The following is a 22,980-nucleotide window of genomic DNA, read 5'->3' as shown; positions in this document are numbered from 1 at the left end:
TTAAATACCTAATCGCTGCCTGAAAGCTTTGGCCCGGGCCCGGCTGACGGTGACCTCGGAGAGGTGCACGTTGTCCATGGTCAGGTTGTATTTGCCATTGAACCATGGGCTGAACTCTTTGATATGATCGAGGTTGATCAGGACAGAGCGGTGCGCGCGGAAAAATGAGGAGCAAGAGAGGTGTTCCTCTAACTTGTCCATGGTAGTCACGCCGTAAATTGGTAAGGAGTCACTGCCGGTATGCACAATGATGGCATTCGATTCATATGAACAGTAGACAATTTCTTCTGGAGTGAGCAGTTTTATCCGGCCGTTTTTTTCTACGGAAACCTTAACTCGCTCTCTGGGGGGGGATTCGATCTGGTTGAGTAAGGCCTGCAGGGTATTCTCTATAGCCCCTTTGCCACCGGCAGAATCCGCCAGCATTTTTCGTATCCGCACCAGGGTGAGGGCGAGTCGTTTTTCAGAGAGTGGTTTCATGATATAATCCACCGCGCTCTCTTCAAATGCTTTCACAGCATAGCTGTCATAGGCTGTGGCAAAAACAAAAAGCGGCATATCGGTAAAGCCGGCAAGCTCACGTATCACTTCAAAACCATCACGCCCTGGCAATTGAATGTCCAGAAAAACCAGATCCGGCTTGTAATTGCAGACGGCCTCTACTGCTTTACCGGCCGAATCAGCTTCTGCAACTATTTCTATATCTTTATGCTGGGACAGAAGGTATCGGAGTTCATCGCGGGCTGGCTGCTCATCATCAACAATAAGGCAGCGAATAGGGTTGAGAGAACTCCCTTCAGGGCGTGTGAAATGTGAGACGGACATTGTATGCACCGCTACTGCTATTAAAGAGTTATTAGCCTGGCCAGTATCTGGTTAACACTCCCACATGATAACCATTACCAAGTGGTTGAAATCGGGATTTTACTCTTAAATAGCCAATAGTGCAAGCGAGTCGAGTGGTGATGAACACGACTCGTGTTGAAAACCTGATGGAAAAAGTAGTGTTGGGAAAAGCTTATGGTTTAATAAGGACAGAGTGAAATTTGTCACATTGGAATAGAAATCCTTCACTCCCCGATAGCTGTTGTTGTGGCACAGCTATCGGGAAAGCTGTAGACCTACTGAATCTTGTCGGTCAGCTCATTGAGCATAATTGTCAGGAGTTTCGGGTTGATCGGTTTCGGGAGATATTCATCTATGCCCGCTGCAAGATACCGTTCCCTGTCATCCTTCATGCCATAGGCTGTCATGGCTATCACCGGTAGATGGGCGTGGTTCCGATACAACTGATCTGAACGGAGGATCTTGGTCAGTTCCACTCCGTCGAGTTCAGGCATCTGGATGTCCGTGAGAATAACGTCAAAGGAGCGTTCGTCCTTAAGTATGTTCAATCCCTCTTTACCATCTTTTGCCAGGAAAACGATATGACCGGCTTTTTCGAGAACTCTGGAGATGAATAGTCTGCTGATGTTGTCATCTTCTGCAATCAGAATTTTCAACGATACTGGTCTGCTTTCATTGGGATCTGCGGATACGGATTTGGTAGAAGATTTTCCGTGAGAGTAACGGAAGGCGGGAATGGTTGAAGCGCTTAAGTGGTGGCAAACGTCGTCCATAGAACCTCCAGGGAAATTTCATTACAACATAATTGGCTGGTTTCGTATACTCTGAGCACTATCTCTGACAGCGCTATTTAGGAGTTTACGGCGGCAAAATAATTAATTCCAATTGGAGCAAGTCAACTGGTAAGGGGTTGAGCTGCCATTAAAATACTAAAAACTGCTAGTCGTTGAGTAATGCTGTATTTGCAACCGATTGTGAATTGACACTGTTTGTGTTTTTTGTTGTACGTATCAAACATCCTATAATTCATTTTTGTAAAAAACATGTTAGGCAATGATGTCAACCTACCATATAGATGATGTGTTGTGCAACTATTATTGGTGCTGTGACTATCTGAAATGTTTAACTATTGCAAATGGTCTTTGGATTTGTTAGGCGTATTGGCGTGACTGAGTGTGCGCAAGGGGAGGGCCTGGTTTGTACTTGGCACGAAAATTGTTAAAAGCCATTAATGTCATGCAGTATTGATCTGCCGGAAATCAGGTCAGAGGCAACAGCAGGCCGAAGAAGAGCAACATGATTCCGGAAACTTTTTCCAGGTAGAATATTCCCCGGCCAAGTCGTTCTTTGGTGGAGTTTTTGCCAAGAACTGAAACCAGGGCACAATCCCATATTGTGACGACCGTGGTCATCCATAGCCCGTAGAGCAACCTGGTAGAAAAGCCAGTTGATTCAGAGACCATAACCGTAAAAAGAGAGAGATAGAAGATGCAGTTCTTAGGGTTGAGGATACCGGACATAAAGCCAACCAGAAACTGGCGACCGAGATGTTGCTCAAGAAGAAAACTATTGTTTTTTTCAGACGTATCAAGATCGGTTCCTGGGGATTTAAGCAGCATAACACCAATGAAAATGAGATAGGCAGCACCCAGGTACTGGAGCACTGTCATCAGCCAGCTGAAATCCCGAATAATTTGAAGACCAAGGATGGCGACAATGAGGTAGACCCCGTTTGCCGCTCCAATGCCGAATGAGAGGGCGAAACCGTAGCGAATAGGCATACGAATTGAAACCTGCATGACCAGAAAGAAGTCCGGACCAGGGCTTAACAGGGCGAGAAAGTGGGCAGTTGCGATAATGAGAAATTCCATTTGTTACTCCATTATTAAGATATCGGATATTTCCGTCTTGGGTATGGAGTAAGGATAGAATGTTCTTACAAAACCTTATTGTACGAAATTGACTTTGTACTCCTGGGGAGTGACGGTGGTCATGGCTTTGAACTGCCGGTGAAGATGGCTTTGATCAAAAAAACCACACTCAATAGCGGTATCCACGATATTCCAACCTTGCTGGAGAAGGCGTTTTGCGTGTTCTATCCGGCAATTCATGCGATAAGCATGTGGAGTAAGACCTGTTTCGGTTTTAAATTTTCTGAGCAGGGTATAAGGGTTGGTTGCAAGCTGATCGGCGAGTGAGTCGAGGGTGTAGTCCTTGCCAAGATCCGATTTGAGCAGAGTTTTCAATAGTTCAATATTTTCTGTCGACATGGGGCGGTCAGCCCGCGGGTGGCAGGCGCTGATGAATATCTCCGAGGCAAGATCGACAAGCACCTGCTCCTTTTGTTCCCGGTGAATGGAGGTGGACAACAGCTGCTGCATACTGCGGCAGTATCTGACATAAAGGTCCTGATCCCTAATCAATATCAGACTGACTGTGCAGAATTCTGCGGTCTGCCATAACGACTGCTGCAGTCGTAAACACCAGTCCACATCAAGGTAGAGCATGTAATAACTTCTTCCCTCCTTGGTGAGCGGATTACATGAATGAAGTATTTCGGGGTTGATGAGCGCCAGTGAACCGGGCTCCAGAGTCGCTGTCTCTGTTCCAACGGTGTAGTGTACTTTGCCTGTATCAACCGCACCAACACTGAAGCTGGTATGCATATGCGGCTTAAAAACTGAATTGCTGCCCCTGGTATAGCGTACCCTGGCAAAGGGTAAGCCCGGCTCCTGATAAAATCGTTCAACGGTGTCTTTCATTTTGTGGCCTCATTACTATGTTATTACAGAACATGATGACAGAATATTTTCAGGATACAAGCCAAAAATACGGCAATCACTGTCGTGGGTGCAGTCCTGGTGTTGAGCCCCAGGGTACATTGGCGGAAAAAGATCCGCTTACCTTGAAGAATAGTTGGAAACATGGGCCCTCTATAACCTACAATCGAATTTGAGAGGTGTTTGAAAGGGACTGATTGGTGGTTTGATGGCAACATTTGGGAACCTGCAATTCACCTCTTTTACTGACTGGGTGCCGGCAGGTAATGCAGGCGCTTCTGGGAGAATATCCATGAAAGTTTTTAAGCTGGACGAGACAAATGAGTTTACACAGGGAGCAATGAAGCGGTTCTTTCTGGTAGAAACTTCAGAGTATTTCAAGATTATTAACTTCAATCTGGACGCCGGTGTTACATTTCCGGTTCATAGCCACGATCTTGATGGAGAACTGTCAATACAGGTTGTCGAAGGTAATGGCTTTTTCCTGGGCGAAGGCGACACCGAGATCCCGGCGGCACCAGGGGACATTCTGGTGTCCGAGATACGTGAACCGCACGGCGTGCGTGCTGAAACCAGAATGCGCATTGTAGTAACCATTGCACCACCAATTTAGACAGAACATGGACGCTGTCGGTATGAAAAGTGTTAAAAGGCCGGGAATCCGGTTGTTATAAAAAGATGGAGGTTACGCCATGGCATCAGTTGTGAAAATTGACGAAGATGAATGTATTGGATGTGAAGCGTGTGTGGAAGAATGCCCCGAGGTATTTGAGTTCAATGATGATGAGGCAAAGGCATATGTGATTGACGGTTCGGACCCGAACGCACAATGCGTGGATGCGGCTATTGCTGCCTGTCCCGCTGCATGTATCGAAAAAGAGTAGTTCGGATGGGATAACTTCCGGTTAATGTGAAGTTGTTTCGATTCGATTGTGTAGCTTGTACTGTGAAATTGCCTGTTTCAGGCTCAAAAAAATGAAAAAAAACGCTCAAAGAGGTCAACTAAGTCTTGCCGTATGTGCTAAACTGCAGTATATGAATCCCTCGCAATGCACCAGTAGCTCAGCTGGATAGAGCAACGGACTACGAATCCGTAGGTCGGGCGTTCGAATCGCTCCTGGTGTACCAGTTATTTAAGGCGGTTAGGTCATTATGATCTAACCGCCTTTTTTATTGGTTACATGCCGGTTACATGGGACGGCACAAAAGCTATCCATGTAGGGCTATTGTGGTAGCGTTCTTGAGACTGCCTACTCCCCTCCGCTATCATAACCTCCTGAACCCCGACTTGGGTTTCACCCCTACTCCTCTGTTGCCCGATTAGTCTGCAACACCTCTCTGACAATAAAAGACAGCACGAGCCCTATACTCCACTGGTCGACTCAGTTCGTAATATTCAAGTTTCCTGGTTTTTTCTGCTTTCCTGATCGGATGTTTGTCTGACAGATCCTCCTCTTGCTGCCATCCACGAAAATAAGATCCGGCTTATTTTCCACATCTCTATAGGGAGAGGGCATTTTTCCCCAATTCCAATTTATGGAGGCATTTTATGAACACGAGTAACAGCAATTGGCACGTGGAGATCGAGAGAGAGCAGGGTGAGGTACTGAAAAAAATTGTCTACGAAGCGGTCCTGGATGCATTGAATAATGATCGTGTATTGGCCCATGCTCGCAATGACGAACCGTACACGGAGAAAGAGGCTGCCATACAGTTGGGGGTTCAGCCACAAACCATGGCATCATGGCGGCATCAGGGGGTTGGACCTAATTATTTGAAGGTGGGGTCAAATGTCAGGTATGAGCGTCAGGAATTGGACGCTTATAAGGAAAAGCAGAGGGTCAAGACGAGCTACTAAAAGTGAGAGGAATCAACAAGGGCTCACCCTGAGTGGGCACCTTGTTGGTCAAGAAGGAGTTCGACATGACAATAACTCAAAATGATTCTCCGTTCAGGGCACCTGTGACAGTCCAGTTGGATCTGAATCCCTCTGTCTTACCTGTTATTAATGGCTATGACCACCCTGGCAAACCGAGGGCGTCAATGCTGGCGTCGTGGAGCCAATGCCAAAAGCAAAAACTTGATCCGGCTTGGCGGGTGCCTGTGGTTTACCTGGCGGTAGCAACCACAGGACCTCAGTTATCTTTTATGAGCGTCTTGAACTGGACGCCTACGTTCAAGAGAGAGGGGGGATGCAAATGAAGGAAAAAAAACAGGATCCCAAAAAGTCAGGAAAGCAGCGTGGAGTCGGCATAAGCCGTCGTCAAGCGATAAAGCAAAAATGCCTGGAGGACTGTTGCGCCGGCAGGAGAAGGTACTGGGTCAACTGTGATTATGGCAATTGTCCACTGAACCCCTTTCACTCAGGCAAAGGAAAGCAGGATCCAGAACAGAGAAAGCAGGCGATCAGGGATTACTGCTTTGAGTGTATGGGTGAAAGTCGATCAGAGGTCGTGAATTGTGGAGATTTAGGCTGCCCCCTTTACCCTTTCAGGTTAGCCAGAATTGACAAAAGTTCGATCACCTAAACTTGGTGGTGACAGTGGCAAGTGCGACCAGCCGAATATCCGTGCAGGATAAGGAAACACGTCATGACATTACAGGGAGCCTGAAAATGGCGAAGATCGATCTGACAGAATTCATCGGCATGGAACGGCCGAATGTGCCGTCGAAGTTCGATGATGATAGGGTTGACCGCCTCAGCAAAGAGATGCGTCAACAGGGAGAGGCCGAGCAGCAAAAATATGCACAATCATCAAAGAGTAAATCGGCAGGGCCTGACCCGAATCAGACGACAACAAATCCTGAAACACTGTTGGAGGCGTATCTCGTGACCGATGATTATGTCCAAAAACTCGGCAATGAGGAGTTTTTATTTGAGAACCTCATCATCAAAAGCCACGTTATCACCATCATAGCAATGCCGGGCGGTGGAAAGACCACTCTGCTGTATTACCATGTCGCACCTCACCTTGCGAAATTGGGACTCAAGGTCTGGTATATCGACGCGGATTCCCCAGCCAGTGACCACAAACAAATGAAGGAGGTTGCTGACAAGTATGGGTTTATGCTCCTCAACCCCGATGTCAATCCTGGCACCACCATGGAGGGGTTGCTTGAAACTCTCAAGGTGATAGCTGATTCCCACGCCAACCTCGCAGGGTGGGTGTTGATTATAGACACCCTGAAAAAGGCGACTAACCTAATGGCGAAAGCAAGCGTGAAGGAATTTTACGTGTTGGTTAGGAAGATTGCGAACCTGGGAGGGACGGTGGTCCTGCTTGGGCACGCCAATAAGCACCGGGACAATGATGGCAATCTCGTTTTCGAAGGTGTTGGTGATGTTCGCGCTGACTCCGACGAGTTGATTTACCTCGAACGCACCTCCAACCCCAACGGTGGTATCGACGTGACTACCGTCGTGAACCCGGACAAAGGTGCCAAAGTGCGTGGAGTGTTCAAACCCATGTCATTTCATGTCTCAGAAGCAAGGGAGGTCACGTTTTACGATAAACCTCTCGAAACAATCGACAGAGAAGCCACCGCCGCCCCGAAAGCAACTGATGACGAGATCCTGAAAGCTGCAAAAAAATACCTCTCATTGATACGTAAGCCAGTATTGCAGGGAAAAATGGTTGAATATGTTGCAGACCTGACTGGCGCAGGGAAAGGGCGAGTTCGAAAGCTGATCGTGCAGAACGCTGAGCCACGGGACGCAACGCACAGATCGGGAAAAATGTTTGTCTATACTCTCGGCAAGAGAAACGCCCATCTAATCGAGTTACCAGAGGAGTCATAAGGCAATCCTGTTTGGCAACAAGGTGCGGGGGGGCATACTGATATTCTATATATATTAAAAAACTACAAAACTACCAAACACAACAGGCATAAGGGATACAGGCCGCTGGGTGCAAATTCAGTTTTGTAGTTTTGTAAAAAATACCCCCCCCACCCCTTGCTGCCAAACTGAATTTAATCGGTGCTGTTTTTTTGGAGGCCTATCAGGGAGACAGAGGGACATGCTGCTCGACCTTCTTACAGAAGACGGTTTTGAACCACGGCGAAAATGCCGGGATGAGTATTGTTGCCCCTGCCCGGCCTGTGGTGGTGAGGACCGGTTTATTGTCCGGACTGACAACAGAGAGCGATTCTTTTGCAGGGGATGCGACATCTCAGGCGATGAGATCGACTATCTCAGGCGTTTCCGAGGAATGACTTTTGAGCAAGCGGCAGCCCTCACCGGGAAACAGCCGTCGGCCAAGCATAAAGGTGGAGTCGATTTTAAAAAACTGATTGTCGACAAGGGTGGGTGTACACCGCCAGACGGTTGGATTGAGAGGGCCCAAGAGTTTCAAGCCGTGACCCACCAAATACTCCTCGAGGATGCGGAGATGGTTGAGAGGTTGCGAGTAGAACGTGGCTTAACTCGAGAGACTATAGTGCGCTTTGATCTTGGATGGTTACCGCAGAACCTCTTTGATGACAGGGTGGCCTGGGGATTACCTGAAGAACTGAGGCAGGATGGAAAGACGAAAAAATACTTCCTCCCTGCCGGGCTGATAATTCCTGGCCCCGACCGGATCAGGATCCGACGAGATAACCCAGAAGAGTATGGCAAGTATTATGTCCTGCCCGGCTCGGGTAATGAACCCCTGATCATTGATGCCGCTCTGGAGGCTCCGGCTTTAGTGGTGGAGAGTGAACTTGATGGCATGCTTCTGGCACAAGAACTTACCACCCCTGTGATGATAATTGCCGCTGGCAGTACCAGCAACGGTCCGAGTGTCGAATTGAAACGGAGATTATCTCAGCGCCCCTTTGTTCTGGTTTCTCTCGATAACGATGAAGCCGGTGCCAAGTCGTCATGGCAACGGTGGATTGCATATCTACCGAACGCGGCCAGGGCGCCGTTACCAGGGTCTTGGGGGGCGAAGGATCATACCGAGGCATACCTTAAGGGTCACGATCTGAATATCTGGCTCCGGGCAGCAAGGAGGTTAGTCGAGTGTAAGCCAACAGGTCAACAGGCGGAGACAGTCTTGCCTCAAGCAACTGATAATCTGAAAATCCCGTTTCCATGCGAGGCCTGTGACTGTTTGGTGACCAATGAGAAAGGCCCGGTTTGTCGGTTTCCTCTATCGGGAAAAGAGACTGATGGCGGACAGCGGTTACCTGAAGATCTGGAGTCCTGCATACTGAAAAATGCTCAAGACCATAAGTGTCCAATGCAGAGGGGGATGTTGATGTCAGCAGAATGGTGTAACCGCAGCCAGTGTGTTGAACTCTGTGGAGATTGTGCCTCTCAGGTGGATCCACCGCGACAGATCAGCCGATATCAATTTGGAAGTATAGGCCGAGGTAAACCAATAATCGATGCGGGTATCCCGTGATCAGTAACAAAGAGGAGAAAAACATGAAGACGTAGACAGGATAAGCATAACAATCTATTGGAATCAGCTTAATAAAAAATCAATTTTTAGGAGAATGGAATATGGATTGTTTTCGTACTGACGAGATTGAGGAGATACTGATGGATCAAAAAGAGCGACATGATAAGTTGGTTGCTTTGCTCAACGAGATGAAGGCAGAATCTTTTGGCGCATCCCAAGATGCTCATGAAACCCAAGATGTCATAGTTACATTCTTGGCCTCTTGCCCATTGATGATACCGAGTTATGTTGCGCTGTGGTATAAAAAGTATCCTGGAAGTGCTAGGGGGGCAGTCCAGGAGCTTCATAAAATTACTGACTTGTCGCGGCTTCATCCTACCCGCAATGATTTTAACCCCTGGCGTGATCCGCTTCATCCCCCTGAAAGATAGTTATGATGTAAGCCGGTTTGCTGAAGCTGCGACATAAAGTATGTGCCCCCTGATCTTGCCAACAGAGGATTGGGGGCACATGTCATCCCCTTGGTGGGGGGAGAGGGGGATGCAGGCCGTGAGAAAAAAAATTGTGGAAAGGTGTCGAGATGACAAGGCCGAAATTCACTCCCAAGCAACAGATGTTTTTGGACTTTTATTGCGGAAATGCCACTGAGGCGGCACGCCGGGCAGGGTATGCCCATCCGACCCAGCAGGGTAACCGGCTGTTGACCAATGTTAATATCCGGGCCGCGATCACCGAAAGAGAAAGTCGTGAACACCGGGAGCGCATCCTCAACCGCCAGGAGCGGCAAGAGTTATGGACCCGTATCGCACTGGGCCTGGAGCCTGACCTGAAGATGGTGGAAGGAAAGCTGAAGGAGATGCCGGTGGCCATGCGCCACAGGTTAAAGGCCCTTGAGTGCCTGGCCAAATCTGAGGGTGATTTTATGACAAAGCTTGAGTTAGACATTGGACTCCAGGAGGAGCTGGCACAGCTGTCCATGGAGGAGATCCGGGAGAGGATCAAGAGGCTTGAGGATGACGGGGTACTGGAGTTGATTGCCGAGCCTGATGGCAGTTTTTCCCATGATGGTGATGATGAGTGAGGTCTGTTACTCCTCTGCCAGGGCCGGGGTGAGGGTGGCAAGCCAAAAGGGGGACCCATTCCGAGGTGGAGATGTTCCATGAGGGGGTAGGGGGGAGGTGTGGAGAGGTGTACCATCTTGGGTGGGCTGTTGATCAAGGTCCTCGAAAAAAGTTAGAGGGAACCAGACAACAGCATAAAGGGGCACTTTTGCAGATTTCTAACCCTATGCACTCCAAAGTGTGAACTTGAAGGAGAAATTATTTAAAGTGCTGATATGCGGTTAATTCTGAGCAAGTAATAAAAAATTGCAGAGCCTAGCCTAGCCCGTTTTGGGGCAAAGACTTGCAGCATTAAAACGTAACATATTCTGTTTGACCTACACCCCCCAGTAGGTGTTACAATGTTACAAAAAATCATCTAATGGCATAATCTGGAGGATAATATAATGAGCAGAGTTATTCGAATATCAGATTCAATCTTTTCTCGCCTTCAAGCACATAGCATCCCTCTTGTTGATACCCCTGCTACTGTTATTGAGAGAATCCTTGATTATTATGAGAAAAATTGTCAACAAGTTGGCGAAAGTCTTTTGGGTGGAATAAGCCCAGGAAGTGGTCTGTACTTAGCTCCGGCAAATGAAGAAAACCTGGATGCAACTATTTGCAATCCAGTACCTTTATCAAATGCCAGAGAAAACCTTTCTACTCAAGATTACAATGCTTTAAAAAAATCTCTAAAAGGTGAAGAGAAATTTAGATGCTGGGCAATGACAAAAAATAGTCTCAGTAAATTCAAAGCAATGCAACCAGGAGACTATGTGTTGTTCTCTTTAAAAGGAACGGGCGTTTTCTCATACTATGGTCAAGTTATTCATAAGATCAGGAGTATAGAGCTTGGTTCTGCTCTCTGGTCGGTAGTCCCCAACTTACCATGGGAGCTCATCTGTTTTTTGGATAATATTACTCCCATTAAAGTACCAAAAGATGAACTGGTTAGTTCTCTCGGGTATGATCAAGGATACGTAGTACCAGGAATAATACGTGTCAGTTCAGAACGTGTTCAGAACGTTATTAAGCGATACGGAAGTATTGGTAGTCTTATTAGCTCACTCTCAAAGAAAAAGCTAAAACCACGAGAACGCCTACCTTACACAGCTAATCAGAAACCCTCCAAGTGCCCTATGTGTGGTTCAGCACGGATGGCGAGTATCCAATACGGACTTCCTGCATTTTCCTTTGAACTCAAACGCGACATTGATCTTGGGAAGGTGGTCCTCGGCGGCTGCTGTATTACCAACAATGATCCGCAGTGGGAGTGCGCAGATTGCCACACGCGGGTGTACAGAGAAGGAGACGCCCCGGTTACGATAGAAGAGGAAAACTCAAGATAAAAAGCGGAAACACACTTACAACTGCAGTTTTGGCAGTTGCATTTGCTGGTAACAGGCAACGCACTTAACAATACTTCCTGAACATCATGTGATGTTGATGCTAAGGAAACATATCTTTCAATTATTGTAACAGAAATTCCCGCTAATCCATGCGTTGTAACAAGTCAAACACCACCAGTGCGAATTCAAATGCTCGCAGCGGGGCCGACAACACTTGCACCATCTGTTCCTGGTGAGCTTCATTGCTTACCTGAAAGGCATCCTCAACCGCTTTCAGAAAATCATGAATACGCTGGGGCGAGAACGTCTGTCCTCGTGATGGGTAACCAATGTTGATTACCTACTTATGGCCGGTGAGGGACACATGCCCACAAGGGTATCCATTCTGAGATTGCGAGAGTGCACGAGGGGGGAGGGGCAAAGTACACAGATGTACCTCGTGGCTTGGGCTGTGGTGTTGAGGCCCCTGAAAAAACGGAGGTCTTCTCGAAACGAGGCATATAGAGGTACTTGTGGGGGGCTGGAACCCAGCTGTACCCCCTGGGTATGGGTTTCTTCAGGAATCCTTTCAAAGTGCTTGTATGTGGCTGTTTTGAGGAGGGAGAATGACAGATTACAGCAATTGTCAGAGCGGATCACTGGGTTGCACTGAGATTTTCTGCCTGGGGGGAGTAGTCTGGTCAAAACCTCATCGCCGTCATTAGGAACTGACTGATAGCGCCTGTCGGATATTAAAGTTTGTCAGGTTTGGGTGTTCGTGTATGATTGAGCCTGACTAGTTAATGCAACCCTTGGTTGAGGGGGGGAGATAGGGATTAAAAGCACAAACTTCAGGAGGAAAGGATGCTGCCAAAAGACAAGATGAAATTAGTAGCTGAAAAACTTGGCCAATTAAATGATTCAGGCAAAGTGAAGGCCCGCAAGCAACACAGCATGGGACATGCAGTCGTTTCGGAGTTATGCCGAGGATGCTCGATCTGGTTTATTCATGAGCATAGTGACGATTTGTGCCTGACTTTAGAGTACACAGAAAATGCAGAAGTGAAAAATTTTGATATATGCCGAAATGCCAAAAAGCAATTCAAAAAGTTGTTTCCAGATGCGCAAAATTTTACAAGAAAAACCAATGGAAAAGAAGGGATGTGCTTAAAAGTGACAGACAAAAATATCGATGAATTGTTTAAAATAGTAGACGACGTTCAGAGGACAATCTGAGATTGGCTTGAGGACAATTTTTACTCCATCTTTCAGGGGAAGGAGATTGAGAGGTCTTATGCGAAAAGCGCCTTGCGTATCCCCCCCATTTTCATAACCTATTTTAAACACGAGGAGACGTTCTCATGAAATTCAGAATTTTGATACTTACTTCAATTTTCCTATTAATTTTTAGTGTCTCTTCTTATGCCAGCCAATTCTGCGCTGGTTTTGAAGTTGGTTATACCACAGGGTACAAACAGGCTTCAGGTTCGGGCCTTACCCCACTAACTCCCCTCTGTCCGCTTCAACCACTAAAAGGGTTCGGCGATCCTCCCTCCGACTATGAGCATGGATATACAATAGGTTACAGACAGGGGTGGGCTGACGGTTCTAAGTAATGTAGTGGGGGCATGCTGACTACCCAACGACAGTCTGTTTGGTAAAGCTTGGTAGTTTTTTTTGCAAACCCATTTCGCAACTTATCCCCTGCGGGGAATTTGCATTGATGTGAACAGTACAAGGGAGAGGAAAAGGTGAAAAAAATATTTATGATTATTCTTATGACATTGTTTTTCCCACTTGTTTCATCTTCAGGGCAATTGACCTCTTATGAAAAGGGTCAATTAGCCGGAAGCCTTGGATTTGGAGCTATGGCTATAGATGCATATTATGAAATTTGTTATTCCAGCGGTGTGCGCACTGATAACAATTTTGATGGAATAAATAAGTTGTTGAAAGAAAAATGGGGCATTTCTAATTCAAAAATAATGGCTGAGCAGGAAGAAAGAACCGGGCGAAATTATCGACAAGAAGCACACAACCTTGTGAATACGGTAATAAAACAAACAGGTGGATGTAATTCCGTTGGCATGGAAATCTGGTTCAGACAAGTTCTTCAAGAGATGCATGAAAATAACTTGGATAAATTTCATGCTGCACAGTAAAGATTTATATTACAACCTAACAAGGAAAATGCAGCCGACGCAAAAAACGCACGGCTGACTTGTAGCGTTACTCCTTTTAGTGATCCATCTGTGGAAGATAGTACTTTCATACCAAAACGAGTCATCATCAGTGCAGGCCGAGATTCCTGACAATAAAGGTTACACCAAAACTGAACCCGCAAAACCCAGCAGCCTCCCTCTGCCCCCCCCATCACACCCATGACACCCCAAAACCAGGTTCGTCACAAGCAAAATAGGTATTTTTACTGGTTTTGATGTCGTAGTCGCCGGTGATCGTGATGATCATGATAACGATGCCTGCAATTATGACAAAATCGCCCTGTTGCCAGAAATGGCATCGAAGCAGTACAGCCAACCAGTAACACAATCCCCCAGCCATGCCTGGCTTGTTCTCCCCCAAAAAAATTCTCGTCGTTGGAAATAAGTGGGTTGTGCATCAAGGTCCCTGAGAGAAAACAGTAGCGGCCTGAAAAACAGCATATAGGAACACTTCTGAGGAATCCTGGTCTACATGCACCCTAAGGGGCAGGGCTAGAAGGGATACCCCCTAAACGTGCTTGTATATCGCGATTTTTGCTAAATGAATGGCGAGATGGAGGGTTCATCAGGAGACAATGTCACAATATTGCGGGAAAAATCCTGAGAGAACCCTGACGCTCTTGTGTTGGAGCTTGGCGATGGGGCTTTTCCGTCGTCATCATTAAGATGGTGTTGTGAGCTTGGGCATCGTGCCTGACAGCACAAGCTTCTGGGCTTTGGATTATTTAGTTTCAGTCATATAAGAAACTGTTTTCCCGGATGTACCAATCGTCGAATGAAATGGTTGAACCAGAATTTTTCCATCGTTCAATAAGTGCAACAGCATTATCTATGTTTTCTGCTACAGCTTTGACCGCGTCCACCCATGGCTTTACACCTTGAACTATCTGGATATCTCCTTCTTCTAATTCTGCATGATAGACTAATTTACGCTTTTTGTATGAGGTTCTAGTGGGTGCGAAAACCTCCCCAAAAATCATTATCTCGATTATGGCTGATGCACCATTTTCTATACCATCAGTCAGTACTCTCGCCAGCCGGCGAGTGGAAACATTACCGAGTCTATATCTTAAAAGGTTGCCCAATTTTTCAATATCATGACCATTTCCAATTAAACAGCTTCTACCACCTCTTGTCTCATTGCGGTTGGTCAAGCATGACCTATTTCCAACTTCTTTTAACGAAATTTCTAGTGCTTGGAATAATGCGTTTACAAATTGAGGGACCATGTCCGGATTTTCATTGAGAAAGTCGGCATCCTCACCGAGTAATCGTTCAGCACCTTTCGCATAAGAAACAGCAGTTGCATTGAATATGGGCACTTGTTACCTCCTTTTGTCAATTTGGATGGGTTGTTTAAATTTCTTCTGCAGGTTCTTGGAGTTGGAGTGATCGTTAGAAAGAGATGCTTCATTTTACCACCTCCTAGTGGTTGATACTACGTTCATATCAATTTGAGTCATCATTCGTGCGGGGAAGGTTCTCCATTTTGAAGCTACACCAAAACTGAGCCCGTCATGCCCAATAACTTACCCCTGCATCCTCCACCACACCCATGACACCCCAAAATCAGTTTCGTCACCAGCAAAATAGTTATTTTTACAAGTTTTAATGTCATTGTCACCTGTGGTCGCGGTGACCATGATAACGATACCTGTAAATCGGCAGTGATTGGCATAATTGCCAAGAGTTGCCAGAATCGGCATTTGATCAGCATAATCCACCTCCATGCCTGGACTGTTTTCCTCGAAGCTTCTCGTTATGGGGCTCTGAAAAAAACGGGCCTCCCAAAGGTCATACAGGAGTACTTCTGGGGAATTCGAAACCTCTGGCAGCCCAAGGCATGGGAACGAGGAGATGTTCCCTTAAAGTGCTCGTATACGATCGTTTCCGAACAAGGGATGGAGGATTTGTTCGTGCCCAGCCTAAACCGACTCAGCAGGCGGTAGTAGGCGTGACAATGATGTAGTCCCATTAATTAACTGAAAAAGACCTCAGCCGTGCCGCTTCCGTCTTGTGGCATAGCGTCCACTGGGTTTGAATGTTGTACCTGGGCCATCCTCCCAGTCCATTCGGCCTTCAGTGCCAGGACAATAGTTTTTAGGCCAAGAGCCTTTTCCGCCGTAATGACTACCATAAGTACAATTACAGTTAGCACATATTTCGATAAAATGTTTAGGCGTCGCGGGGGTTGTCATGCTTAGTCTCCTTAACAACTGCTGCCTTGTTAAGACCGATATTTACATGTGCGTTAAGGTCTTCTTCGTCTCTGCAGGCGGTGCAGGTGGTGCCAAACCAATACAGGTGTTTTGTCCCTTGCCCTCTTCCGAAGAGGGCAAGGGACAAATGACCATAAGGGCACTCGTTCCGGTATAGCGATGGACCATGAGGTAGGCAATGTAAGCTACCGCAAAGGTGCATCACATGGTTGGAGCGGTATTAGGTACCCTTCAGAAAATCACCGGGGCCCCGGAAAAACGGCATTCAGATGGGGGGCGTAACCCATCCCATCCCAGCCACAGTCATGCCACGGAATCTGTATAGATATGTGGTTCTGTGGGTTGGTCATCATCATCCTGTTGTCTCTCAACGCCCTCAATGATTACCCTGAGATCATGGTAGTGGGACTCTACGAAACGGATGCTGGTTTTCTCGTCGCCGAGTGATATTGGGACCTCAGAATTTTCCGCACTGACAATCGCCTCCTGCAAATCGGCCATCACATCATCGGCAGTTCTTACAAATTCATCGTATTTGGCGGCGCACAGAGGACAAAGAGCCAGATACTGGGCTTCATGTTCAGTCGGTAGATACTTGCGGGTGAGCACTTCTTTTTTCTCGAAGTAGTGTGTTCTGTCGCGTTTCCGAAAGGGCATCTCCTTTTTGCAGATCTGGCAGACCATCTGGTCGGCCTCATTCGTGTACTGGTTTCGGAGCCATGTGGTTGGGTCAATGGTACCCTTGGTGGTGCGGACACTTCTTTCGCGTTTTTTGTACTCCTTATTGGGCGCGTCGGATAGTTCATTGTCAAGACGCTCTCGACGTCGTTCCTGATTGGGGACCGATCTTGAAGGAAATAATGGCTGGCTTTTGCGAGGGGTTGGTATGAACTGTTCGATAAGCATATCAACGGATTGCCCACTCTTTCTGACTAGTTTAGCTAGTTGAGCCATTTTTTCAGCTTCACTCACAGTTTCGAAACCCATTTTTTGTGCTTCGTGGTTTCGAGAGACATATTTTTCATTGAGTTTTTTTGAACGTTCACCGAAGCCAATTGCGGTCAATAATCCATTACGATCGTCGAAAGGGAAGTCTTTGCGTAGGTTCTCTTTTGTCATATTTTTCGGCTTATTGAATGCGCCAGACTTATCTGGGACCCACGCACAAGTCTTCAAATGCTGGACAAGTTGTGAGTCGACCTCCCGTGTGTCATACTTCTGATTGGGTCGGTACTTAGCCTTGGCTGTAATCTTATCTGCCCCAATTAACGCTTGCCAGACCAATCTACTTGCTGAGATTGATAGAAATTTCGTGTAACTACTTAGTGAGTCGATCGAATAGTCACTATCGATTCTGGTATGAGTGATTTTAGCACCATATAGGCCTTCATACAGGTCTTGGGCTCTCGGATTTAGAGATGGATGTGCTTCAGAGACCTGTAGTCTGTGCATTGCTCCGACTGCCCGAACGAAGTCAATGAAGTCTGTGAATTGCGATTTATTCAAGTTTCCCTTATAACCAGTCCACAAGACATGTTTCTTGTGAATGTGTGTCAATTCGGAAAGACCGGTGTCTTGATAGGGGGAATCGATACAAAGCTGAGAAGGCATGAACCAATACAGAGCGCCATCCGGTGATTTGCCGAGCAGAAATTTATACCTTATGAAAAGTTTTGCATCAGAAGGGTTTTTTTTCCAGTAGGCTATGAACTGCTTCAGATCTCTATAATGGTCATCGCCCACTTGGCTGGGCGGCTTCCTGTAGCTACTCAACTTCAACTCGACAACAGTTTTTGCGTCAAAGGTCCGAACACCTATGTGTTCAAGAAATGCTCTGGCGTACTTTTTTTGCGCTTCAGAACCTCCCGCTCTGTAGACAGTATGCTTCACAAAGCGAATCTCTTTAGTGGGAGGTGTTTCCTGCTCCAGTGGGAAAAATGCTTCCCGAGGTAATACATGTTCAACCCCTTGACCTGTTTCGATTCTGACAAAATGGAAGTCCTTCAAGTCTAAATATCTAAAGATAATGTGACATGCTTCACCCAGTAGAGCATAAAAACGCATGACCCAAGCATCGTCTTTCTGAGCTATCCATGATTCGATAGATTCGCGTTTGTCCTCATCAAGAGAACTTAGGGCGCCAAATAGGTTCGACCATCCCCACTTATATATTTTGAGGCTATCGAGGAAGCGATCATCCCGCTGATTTTGCAGTGGCGGATTAGCCGCCCAAAGCGGTGGTTCATAATTTGTCAATAGCGATAAGTCGTTATCGCTCAGGACTTCGGAGATTTTTACCGGTCCTCTATAGAGAGCTGTGGCCGGAGCGTGGCTCCCGCTTCGCGTCGGAGTGAGTGGCTCATCCTTAAATGCACACACGATTGCATCTCGAATCGGCTCATAAAATGGTGAGAGGTTGTCTAGTTCGTTAGGCAATACAGTAAGAAAACCCATGGTCAGCATGCCCCGGTCGCGAATGTCGGTGAGCGACTCCACCACGAGATCGACTATGCAATCACGCAATTGGCGGTTAGCGTCACAGTCTCGGATGCTGTCACGAGCAACTGTCGAAGCGAACGGTGCATGAATGTGGAAACGCATATTGGAAGTTTCTTTCTCTGCAGGGAAATAGATTGATACTTGGCCGTGATCTAGAGGCATAACTTTCCATCTAGGGAGACTTTTCGTCTTTTTGTCCTCTTGATGGAGGTTATAGGCTATGGCGATCCGGCATTGCTTAGCCTCACCATCTTCATCGATTACCTCGACCTTTTTTTGATATCGTAACCAGCGGGAAACGGATTTTTCGCTTCCTGGGTGAAAAGCATGAATTTCTAACTGCCCATTCTTGTGATCAATACGCTCCAGAAACCCTAAAGATCCATCAGGAAGCATGTATTCGATGCGGCGAATGTGGTTAAGGAACAACAGTGAGTTGTCACTTAAGGCTTTCAGGCCACGTATAATTTCATCAATGGCTTGGCGGGGGGATTTAGTTGGATGGTCAAATGGAAAGATGAAGCGGGTTTCTTGGCCTTCCATGTCTAAATGTTTGACACCATTTGTTATGGGTACCACAAGATCTTGAATACGGAAATGGAACGCTCCTGAGTGAATTTCTGGGGTGCTTGTATAGGCGAAGACTGCCTTAAACCCAACACCGAATTTACCAATGCTTGTCGGATCCCCCCGTTTGGTAGTTGCACCAATACTTGTGATCGACTCTACATCATCCAATTCAAATAGGCGCTCACCGTTATGTTCGAACTCAAGATCCTCCTCAGACAAAGTAAAACGTACTACCTTGGCACACTGATCTTCAGCATTTTGTAATAGCTCATAAATAAAATGTGCGTTATCTGGATACAGTTCAGTTAAAAGTCTTTTTATCCCTTCTTCAAAGTTATTCTCTCTGTTGACATCAATCCACCGCTGTCGTTTTTGTACGAGAGTCTCAAGCGTGTGCAACATCAGGCATCCCTCCCAGAAACATGGATGACGCCATGCGCGACCGGACTGGCGACAATATCCGCTCTCTCAAGGGCGATATCCAATTCCTGGCTTCGCCTTGCATAGTCCGTCTCTGCGGCGGTGATTTGAGACCTGCGCATTTTTTGTATTTTCTCGTTGGTCGCTTGACTGAGCTGTTCTTCCAAAAGGGCCATCCGAGCCCGGTGACTGGTGGATAGACTCTCACGCCGGTACTCGGCCAGTTCCTGTGTCTTTTGCCTGTGTCTGGTTCTAGCATCGTTCCACAAGCTGTAATGCTGAGCATCCAATTTGTCCCAAACTGAAGCGCCAAGATCACTCGGCATCACGTCGGGACAATCCGCTGCACTCTCCAGAAGACGATCCAGGTGTTCGGTTACCACGGCGTTGGAAGCGACAGGCTTGAGGACCAAGTCCTCTTTGATGCCGTGGAAATGCCACTGGTAAATGGCGAATTCAAAGTGCCCGGAAGGTATCTCATTTGACACGACGGACAGGTTGGTGATGACACGTTGCTTGGTATCAAAAGACTGAGCCGCCTGCTTCACTAGTGGATGGAGGGGCATGATGAAGGCGGCTTCGGGATGCTGCATGGCACAATCTGACTCGAAAGTGATGGCCAGATGCTGTCTCCCGCCCTTGAGCCAGTTTTCCCATTCGCGATAAATAGTAGTGTTTTGCCTGGGGATCTGCTGAAAATCCTTCAAAAGACTGCCACGGGATTCCTGGGCCAGCCGAAGTGTCTTGAGCGGCTTTTCTCCCAGAATAACCTCCTGATCTTTTCCGCAAACGCGCTGCAAGTAGAGGGCCACCAGTCTGCGGAGTGAAAACGGTGACAGCCAGAAGCTCGCCGCGTCGGTAATTTCGCGATTCATCTGTTCTTGAGGGAGGCGAATGCCAAACAGCTCCGCTTGTTTTTGTTCCAGATCTTCTTGCTCCTGGATGTGCCGGATTTTATTGTCGGCCAACTGTTGGAGCTTTCTTTTACGCTCGTCTTCGCTCAATTCGTAATTTTCAGTGATGTTTCTGATTTCACGAGTTATTTCGCCTAGTATTTCCTCGCTTCCGCCTAGGGCGTTATTGAAAACACCGATGCGCATTAGGCAACGCTCATAGATATCCGCATCCACCGTTCCGGGAGTAATCAAGTTGACGATGGCAACGCTCTCGCTCTTTTGTCCATTCCTGTCGATACGGCCTATGCGTTGTTCAACCCGCATGGGATTCCAAGGGAGATCGTAATTTACTATGCAGTCGCAGAACTGGTAATCGAGACCTTCGCAGCCGATTTCGGAAAATAGCAGCAGGTCCAGGCAGTCCTCTTCTTCCCTTTGCATTTCAAAGCGAGCGCGAAGCGCCACTCGATCCTCATCAGCTGTCTCCCCATGGACCAAACCGACACGGAAACCGTCCTTGATGAGATGGTCGAAGAGGTATCGCAAGGTGTGTCGGAAGCTACTGAATAGCATAACCTTGTTGTTCAGGAGGCTTTGTTTGTCGTGGATGATGTTACGCAAAGCTTCGAGCTTGGGGTCTTCCTGATCAAGAAAATGAGTTGCTTTCAGAAGATTCTGAATTTGGGTCTGGATGGGAATGATGGCCTCGTCCATAGGGAAGCCGGTGTCATCTGCTTCTTCCCAGGACAATTCATCCAAATGGCGGTTGAGAATGTCTTCGAGGAAGGGCGCTAGGCCAAAGAGACAACTGGCCGCCTGGCGCCTGATGGTTGTCATCATGAACTTCACATTGGCACCATCGTGAATCTGGCTGAATATTTCAGCCTGGATCTTCAGCAGTTCGTCATGCAAATGTTGTTGCATCGGAGTAAACGGCACAAGGACCGTCTCCGGCTTTCGAACCGTGAAATTTCCAATGTCTCGGCGGTGGGTTCTGTTAATGATCCCAGCGAAGGTGTGCATCCCTTCGGTGTCAGAGATCATCTTTACACGCTCCTCGGGTGCAACCTCATCCTTGAGAAGTTCGGTGCGAACCCGACCAAAATCTGGACTGCGCCTAAGTATAGCCTGGCCCCAAGGTGTGGAAACTGCCTTGTCGAGTGCTTCCAAAGCCAGCTTTTGCCATTCTGGCTCTTGAGATCGCATGGCCGACACCGCCTGATTGATAAACGGGTTGGGCCCCGCCATGTGGGCGAAACTCTCTTGATCGATGATGAGATCGGGGCGAAGAGCATTTAAGAGAACAAAGAGGTCGTTGTTTCCGAGTTGGATCGGAGTGGCTGTCAGGAAAACAACCGCTTCGGCATGATCACAGAAATATCTGACGGCCTTGTGGCTGAATGTGTCCTGATTCCGCACATGGTGGGCTTCGTCGACGATAACCAGGTCGAAACGCGGAGGCGGATCGAGATCAAGCAGACCTTTTTTTCGCTTACGCTTACCTTTGGGTCCCGAACCATAAAGAAGTGATTCATCGAATAGGGAGTACGGGAGGATGACCTTCTGGTGTTGTGCTGGCCAAACGCCGTCAAGATCCATCTCATTGATGCAATATCTCAGTGTCGCACCATCCAGATGGGTGAAACGCTCTTCGAAGCGTTTCATCTCGTTTTGCCACTTTTTCTCGGTAACCAGGGGGCGTGGACAGACTACAAGTACTGAGCGTATCTCGCGACGGGCCTGAAGCTCCCGTAAGATAAGCCCGGCTTCAATGGTTTTACCTACGCCAACACCGTCGGCGATGAGTAGGCGCGGTCGGTCCGACCGGATAAATCGCAATACCGGCCTGAACTGATAAGGGATGAAGTCAACACGGGCGGCGTTGAGCGAGTAGAGGGTGGTCAACCCAGGGTACTTAATCTGAAGTGCGGTAAGGTAGGCATGGAAATGATTGCAGGGTAAGGTAATTCCCAGCTCCTCTCGCTGTTCTTCGGCCTGCAATTGTGACGCGTAAAATGTATGGGTCGACCCACCTATAAAAACCAAAAATCGGTTTTCATGCTTACTGGGCATCACCGCAACCACAGCGCCACGGCTCGATGGGTTTGATTTGACGAATACGAGTTGTCCAGGTTCAAATTCAGCCTGATTTTTTTTCTTTTCCGGGGAGGCTGGTGGGGTCTCAGTCCCTCCGTCAGATTCTGATGAGTACTCCGTTGCAAGAAGGGAGGCCTTTGTCTCACGTAAATTTTTAATTAATCTATCATTCGCCCCAATGACAGCGGCGAAACGCTGGAGTGTGTCCAGATCCCTGAATATATTATCAACTGGGAATCCCTCCGTGTCAGCGTGCGCCCAGCGATTTCGGACTGTTTGCATCTCCTTGACGAAGTGACGGGTTTCAGCGGGGAAATCCAAACTGTTGGAGATCTGGTACCAGCTTCGGTCGAGAACTCGAAGAAGTGCAGCGAGGTCAAGGCCACCCAGTGACTTAATATTACGTTGTTCCAATCGCCTCTTCTGCTGAAACGACAAAACATCGATCACCGCTTTGTTCCACCAGTCACTAAACAGGGGGGGCAGCACTCTCTCAAGAAAAACAGCCAGATGCCCGGCTACGTCGGTAAGATGCTTCGCCACTGATTCGTGAGCGTGGAATAAATGATCCATTTTCCGAATTGTCTCCTGCGTTGAACTCTTCATTAAA

At 47.4% G+C, this 22,980-nt stretch carries 21 protein-coding genes and 1 tRNA gene; 13 read left to right on the top strand and 9 right to left on the bottom strand.

The window, feature by feature from the left end:
- The 4 genes from FCL45_RS02620 to FCL45_RS02605 form a co-directional block, all read right to left on the bottom strand.
- Positions 1-825 carry a LytR/AlgR family response regulator transcription factor gene (locus tag FCL45_RS02620; protein ID WP_136796186.1) on the bottom strand — a complete coding sequence of 275 codons (825 nt, stop codon included), beginning with the start codon at positions 823-825 and terminating at the stop codon, positions 1-3.
- Positions 826-1,121: 296 nt separating this feature from the next.
- Positions 1,122-1,619 (bottom strand): response regulator, encoded by a 498-nt coding sequence (locus FCL45_RS02615; RefSeq protein ID WP_136796187.1) that lies wholly within the window; start codon positions 1,617-1,619, stop codon positions 1,122-1,124.
- A gap of 486 nt (positions 1,620-2,105) precedes the next feature.
- Positions 2,106-2,717: a LysE family translocator gene (locus tag FCL45_RS02610; RefSeq protein ID WP_136796188.1), complete on the bottom strand. Its 612-nt coding sequence runs from the start codon at positions 2,715-2,717 to the stop codon at positions 2,106-2,108.
- A 75-nt stretch (positions 2,718-2,792) separates the two neighbouring features.
- Positions 2,793-3,608, bottom strand: coding sequence for an AraC family transcriptional regulator (locus FCL45_RS02605; RefSeq protein WP_136796189.1), 816 nt, complete (start codon positions 3,606-3,608; stop codon positions 2,793-2,795).
- A gap of 310 nt (positions 3,609-3,918) precedes the next feature.
- Here FCL45_RS02605 and FCL45_RS02600 point away from each other — a divergent pair, with 310 nt between their 5' ends.
- The 12 genes from FCL45_RS02600 (at position 3,919) to FCL45_RS02545 (ending at position 13,609) form a co-directional block, all read left to right on the top strand.
- Entirely contained in the window at positions 3,919-4,239 is a 321-nt protein-coding gene (locus FCL45_RS02600) for a cupin domain-containing protein (protein WP_136796190.1), read from the top strand.
- 79 nt (positions 4,240-4,318) lie between these two features.
- Positions 4,319-4,510 (top strand): ferredoxin, encoded by a 192-nt coding sequence (locus FCL45_RS02595; protein ID WP_136796191.1) that lies wholly within the window; start codon positions 4,319-4,321, stop codon positions 4,508-4,510.
- 167 nt (positions 4,511-4,677) lie between these two features.
- Positions 4,678-4,754: transfer RNA gene (locus FCL45_RS02590), tRNA-Arg, on the top strand.
- 421 nt (positions 4,755-5,175) lie between these two features.
- Positions 5,176-5,484 (top strand): helix-turn-helix domain-containing protein, encoded by a 309-nt coding sequence (locus FCL45_RS02585; RefSeq protein WP_136796192.1) that lies wholly within the window; start codon positions 5,176-5,178, stop codon positions 5,482-5,484.
- 684 nt (positions 5,485-6,168) lie between these two features.
- Positions 6,169-7,425: an AAA family ATPase gene (locus FCL45_RS02580; protein WP_136796193.1), complete on the top strand. Its 1,257-nt coding sequence runs from the start codon at positions 6,169-6,171 to the stop codon at positions 7,423-7,425.
- Between the two features lie 220 nt (positions 7,426-7,645).
- Positions 7,646-9,016 carry a primase-helicase zinc-binding domain-containing protein gene (locus FCL45_RS02575; RefSeq protein WP_136796194.1) on the top strand — a complete coding sequence of 457 codons (1,371 nt, stop codon included), beginning with the start codon at positions 7,646-7,648 and terminating at the stop codon, positions 9,014-9,016.
- 140 nt (positions 9,017-9,156) lie between these two features.
- The gene (locus tag FCL45_RS02570) at positions 9,157-9,447 is read left to right on the top strand and encodes a hypothetical protein (RefSeq protein ID WP_136796195.1); all 291 of its coding nucleotides are present in this window, start codon (positions 9,157-9,159) and stop codon (positions 9,445-9,447) included.
- Positions 9,448-9,596: 149 nt separating this feature from the next.
- On the top strand, positions 9,597-10,097 hold the full coding sequence (locus FCL45_RS02565) for a terminase small subunit (protein ID WP_136796196.1): 501 nt from the start codon (positions 9,597-9,599) through the stop codon (positions 10,095-10,097).
- A 426-nt stretch (positions 10,098-10,523) separates the two neighbouring features.
- Positions 10,524-11,468 (top strand): hypothetical protein, encoded by a 945-nt coding sequence (locus tag FCL45_RS24315; RefSeq protein ID WP_217907649.1) that lies wholly within the window; start codon positions 10,524-10,526, stop codon positions 11,466-11,468.
- An 843-nt stretch (positions 11,469-12,311) separates the two neighbouring features.
- Positions 12,312-12,683 carry a hypothetical protein gene (locus FCL45_RS02555; RefSeq protein WP_136796197.1) on the top strand — a complete coding sequence of 124 codons (372 nt, stop codon included), beginning with the start codon at positions 12,312-12,314 and terminating at the stop codon, positions 12,681-12,683.
- Positions 12,684-12,808: 125 nt separating this feature from the next.
- Positions 12,809-13,063 (top strand): hypothetical protein, encoded by a 255-nt coding sequence (locus FCL45_RS02550; RefSeq protein ID WP_136796198.1) that lies wholly within the window; start codon positions 12,809-12,811, stop codon positions 13,061-13,063.
- Positions 13,064-13,198: 135 nt separating this feature from the next.
- On the top strand, positions 13,199-13,609 hold the full coding sequence (locus FCL45_RS02545; protein ID WP_136796199.1) for a hypothetical protein: 411 nt from the start codon (positions 13,199-13,201) through the stop codon (positions 13,607-13,609).
- Between the two features lie 211 nt (positions 13,610-13,820).
- Here the strand turns inward: FCL45_RS02545 and FCL45_RS02540 are convergent, their stop codons facing one another.
- The 3 genes from FCL45_RS02540 to FCL45_RS02530 form a co-directional block, all read right to left on the bottom strand.
- Positions 13,821-14,030, bottom strand: coding sequence for a hypothetical protein (locus FCL45_RS02540; RefSeq protein ID WP_136796200.1), 210 nt, complete (start codon positions 14,028-14,030; stop codon positions 13,821-13,823).
- A 370-nt stretch (positions 14,031-14,400) separates the two neighbouring features.
- Positions 14,401-14,991 carry a hypothetical protein gene (locus FCL45_RS02535; RefSeq protein WP_136796201.1) on the bottom strand — a complete coding sequence of 197 codons (591 nt, stop codon included), beginning with the start codon at positions 14,989-14,991 and terminating at the stop codon, positions 14,401-14,403.
- Positions 14,992-15,198: 207 nt separating this feature from the next.
- Complete coding sequence (locus tag FCL45_RS02530) at positions 15,199-15,399, bottom strand: hypothetical protein (RefSeq protein ID WP_136796202.1); 201 nt, start codon at positions 15,397-15,399, stop codon at positions 15,199-15,201.
- Between the two features lie 466 nt (positions 15,400-15,865).
- Between FCL45_RS02530 and FCL45_RS02525 the strand changes: the two genes are divergently transcribed.
- Positions 15,866-16,045, top strand: a complete 180-nt coding sequence (locus FCL45_RS02525) for a hypothetical protein (RefSeq protein WP_136796203.1) — start codon at positions 15,866-15,868, stop codon at positions 16,043-16,045.
- A gap of 146 nt (positions 16,046-16,191) precedes the next feature.
- On the opposite strand, the gene FCL45_RS02520 is transcribed toward FCL45_RS02525, so the two are convergent.
- Both FCL45_RS02520 and FCL45_RS02515 read right to left on the bottom strand, forming a co-directional pair.
- Complete coding sequence (locus tag FCL45_RS02520; RefSeq protein WP_136796204.1) at positions 16,192-19,359, bottom strand: sacsin N-terminal ATP-binding-like domain-containing protein; 3,168 nt, start codon at positions 19,357-19,359, stop codon at positions 16,192-16,194.
- Positions 19,359-22,943 (bottom strand): DEAD/DEAH box helicase, encoded by a 3,585-nt coding sequence (locus FCL45_RS02515; protein ID WP_136796205.1) that lies wholly within the window; start codon positions 22,941-22,943, stop codon positions 19,359-19,361. The genes FCL45_RS02520 and FCL45_RS02515 overlap by 1 nt, the downstream gene beginning before the upstream one ends.
- Between the last annotated feature and the right edge of the window lie 37 nt (positions 22,944-22,980).

The sequence above is a fragment of the Desulfosediminicola ganghwensis genome (assembly GCF_005116675.2).
Lineage (GTDB): Bacteria > Desulfobacterota > Desulfobulbia > Desulfobulbales > Desulfocapsaceae > Desulfopila > Desulfopila ganghwensis.
Note: the sequence above shows the minus strand (reverse complement) of the source record. Positions and strands in the feature narration are given on the sequence as shown.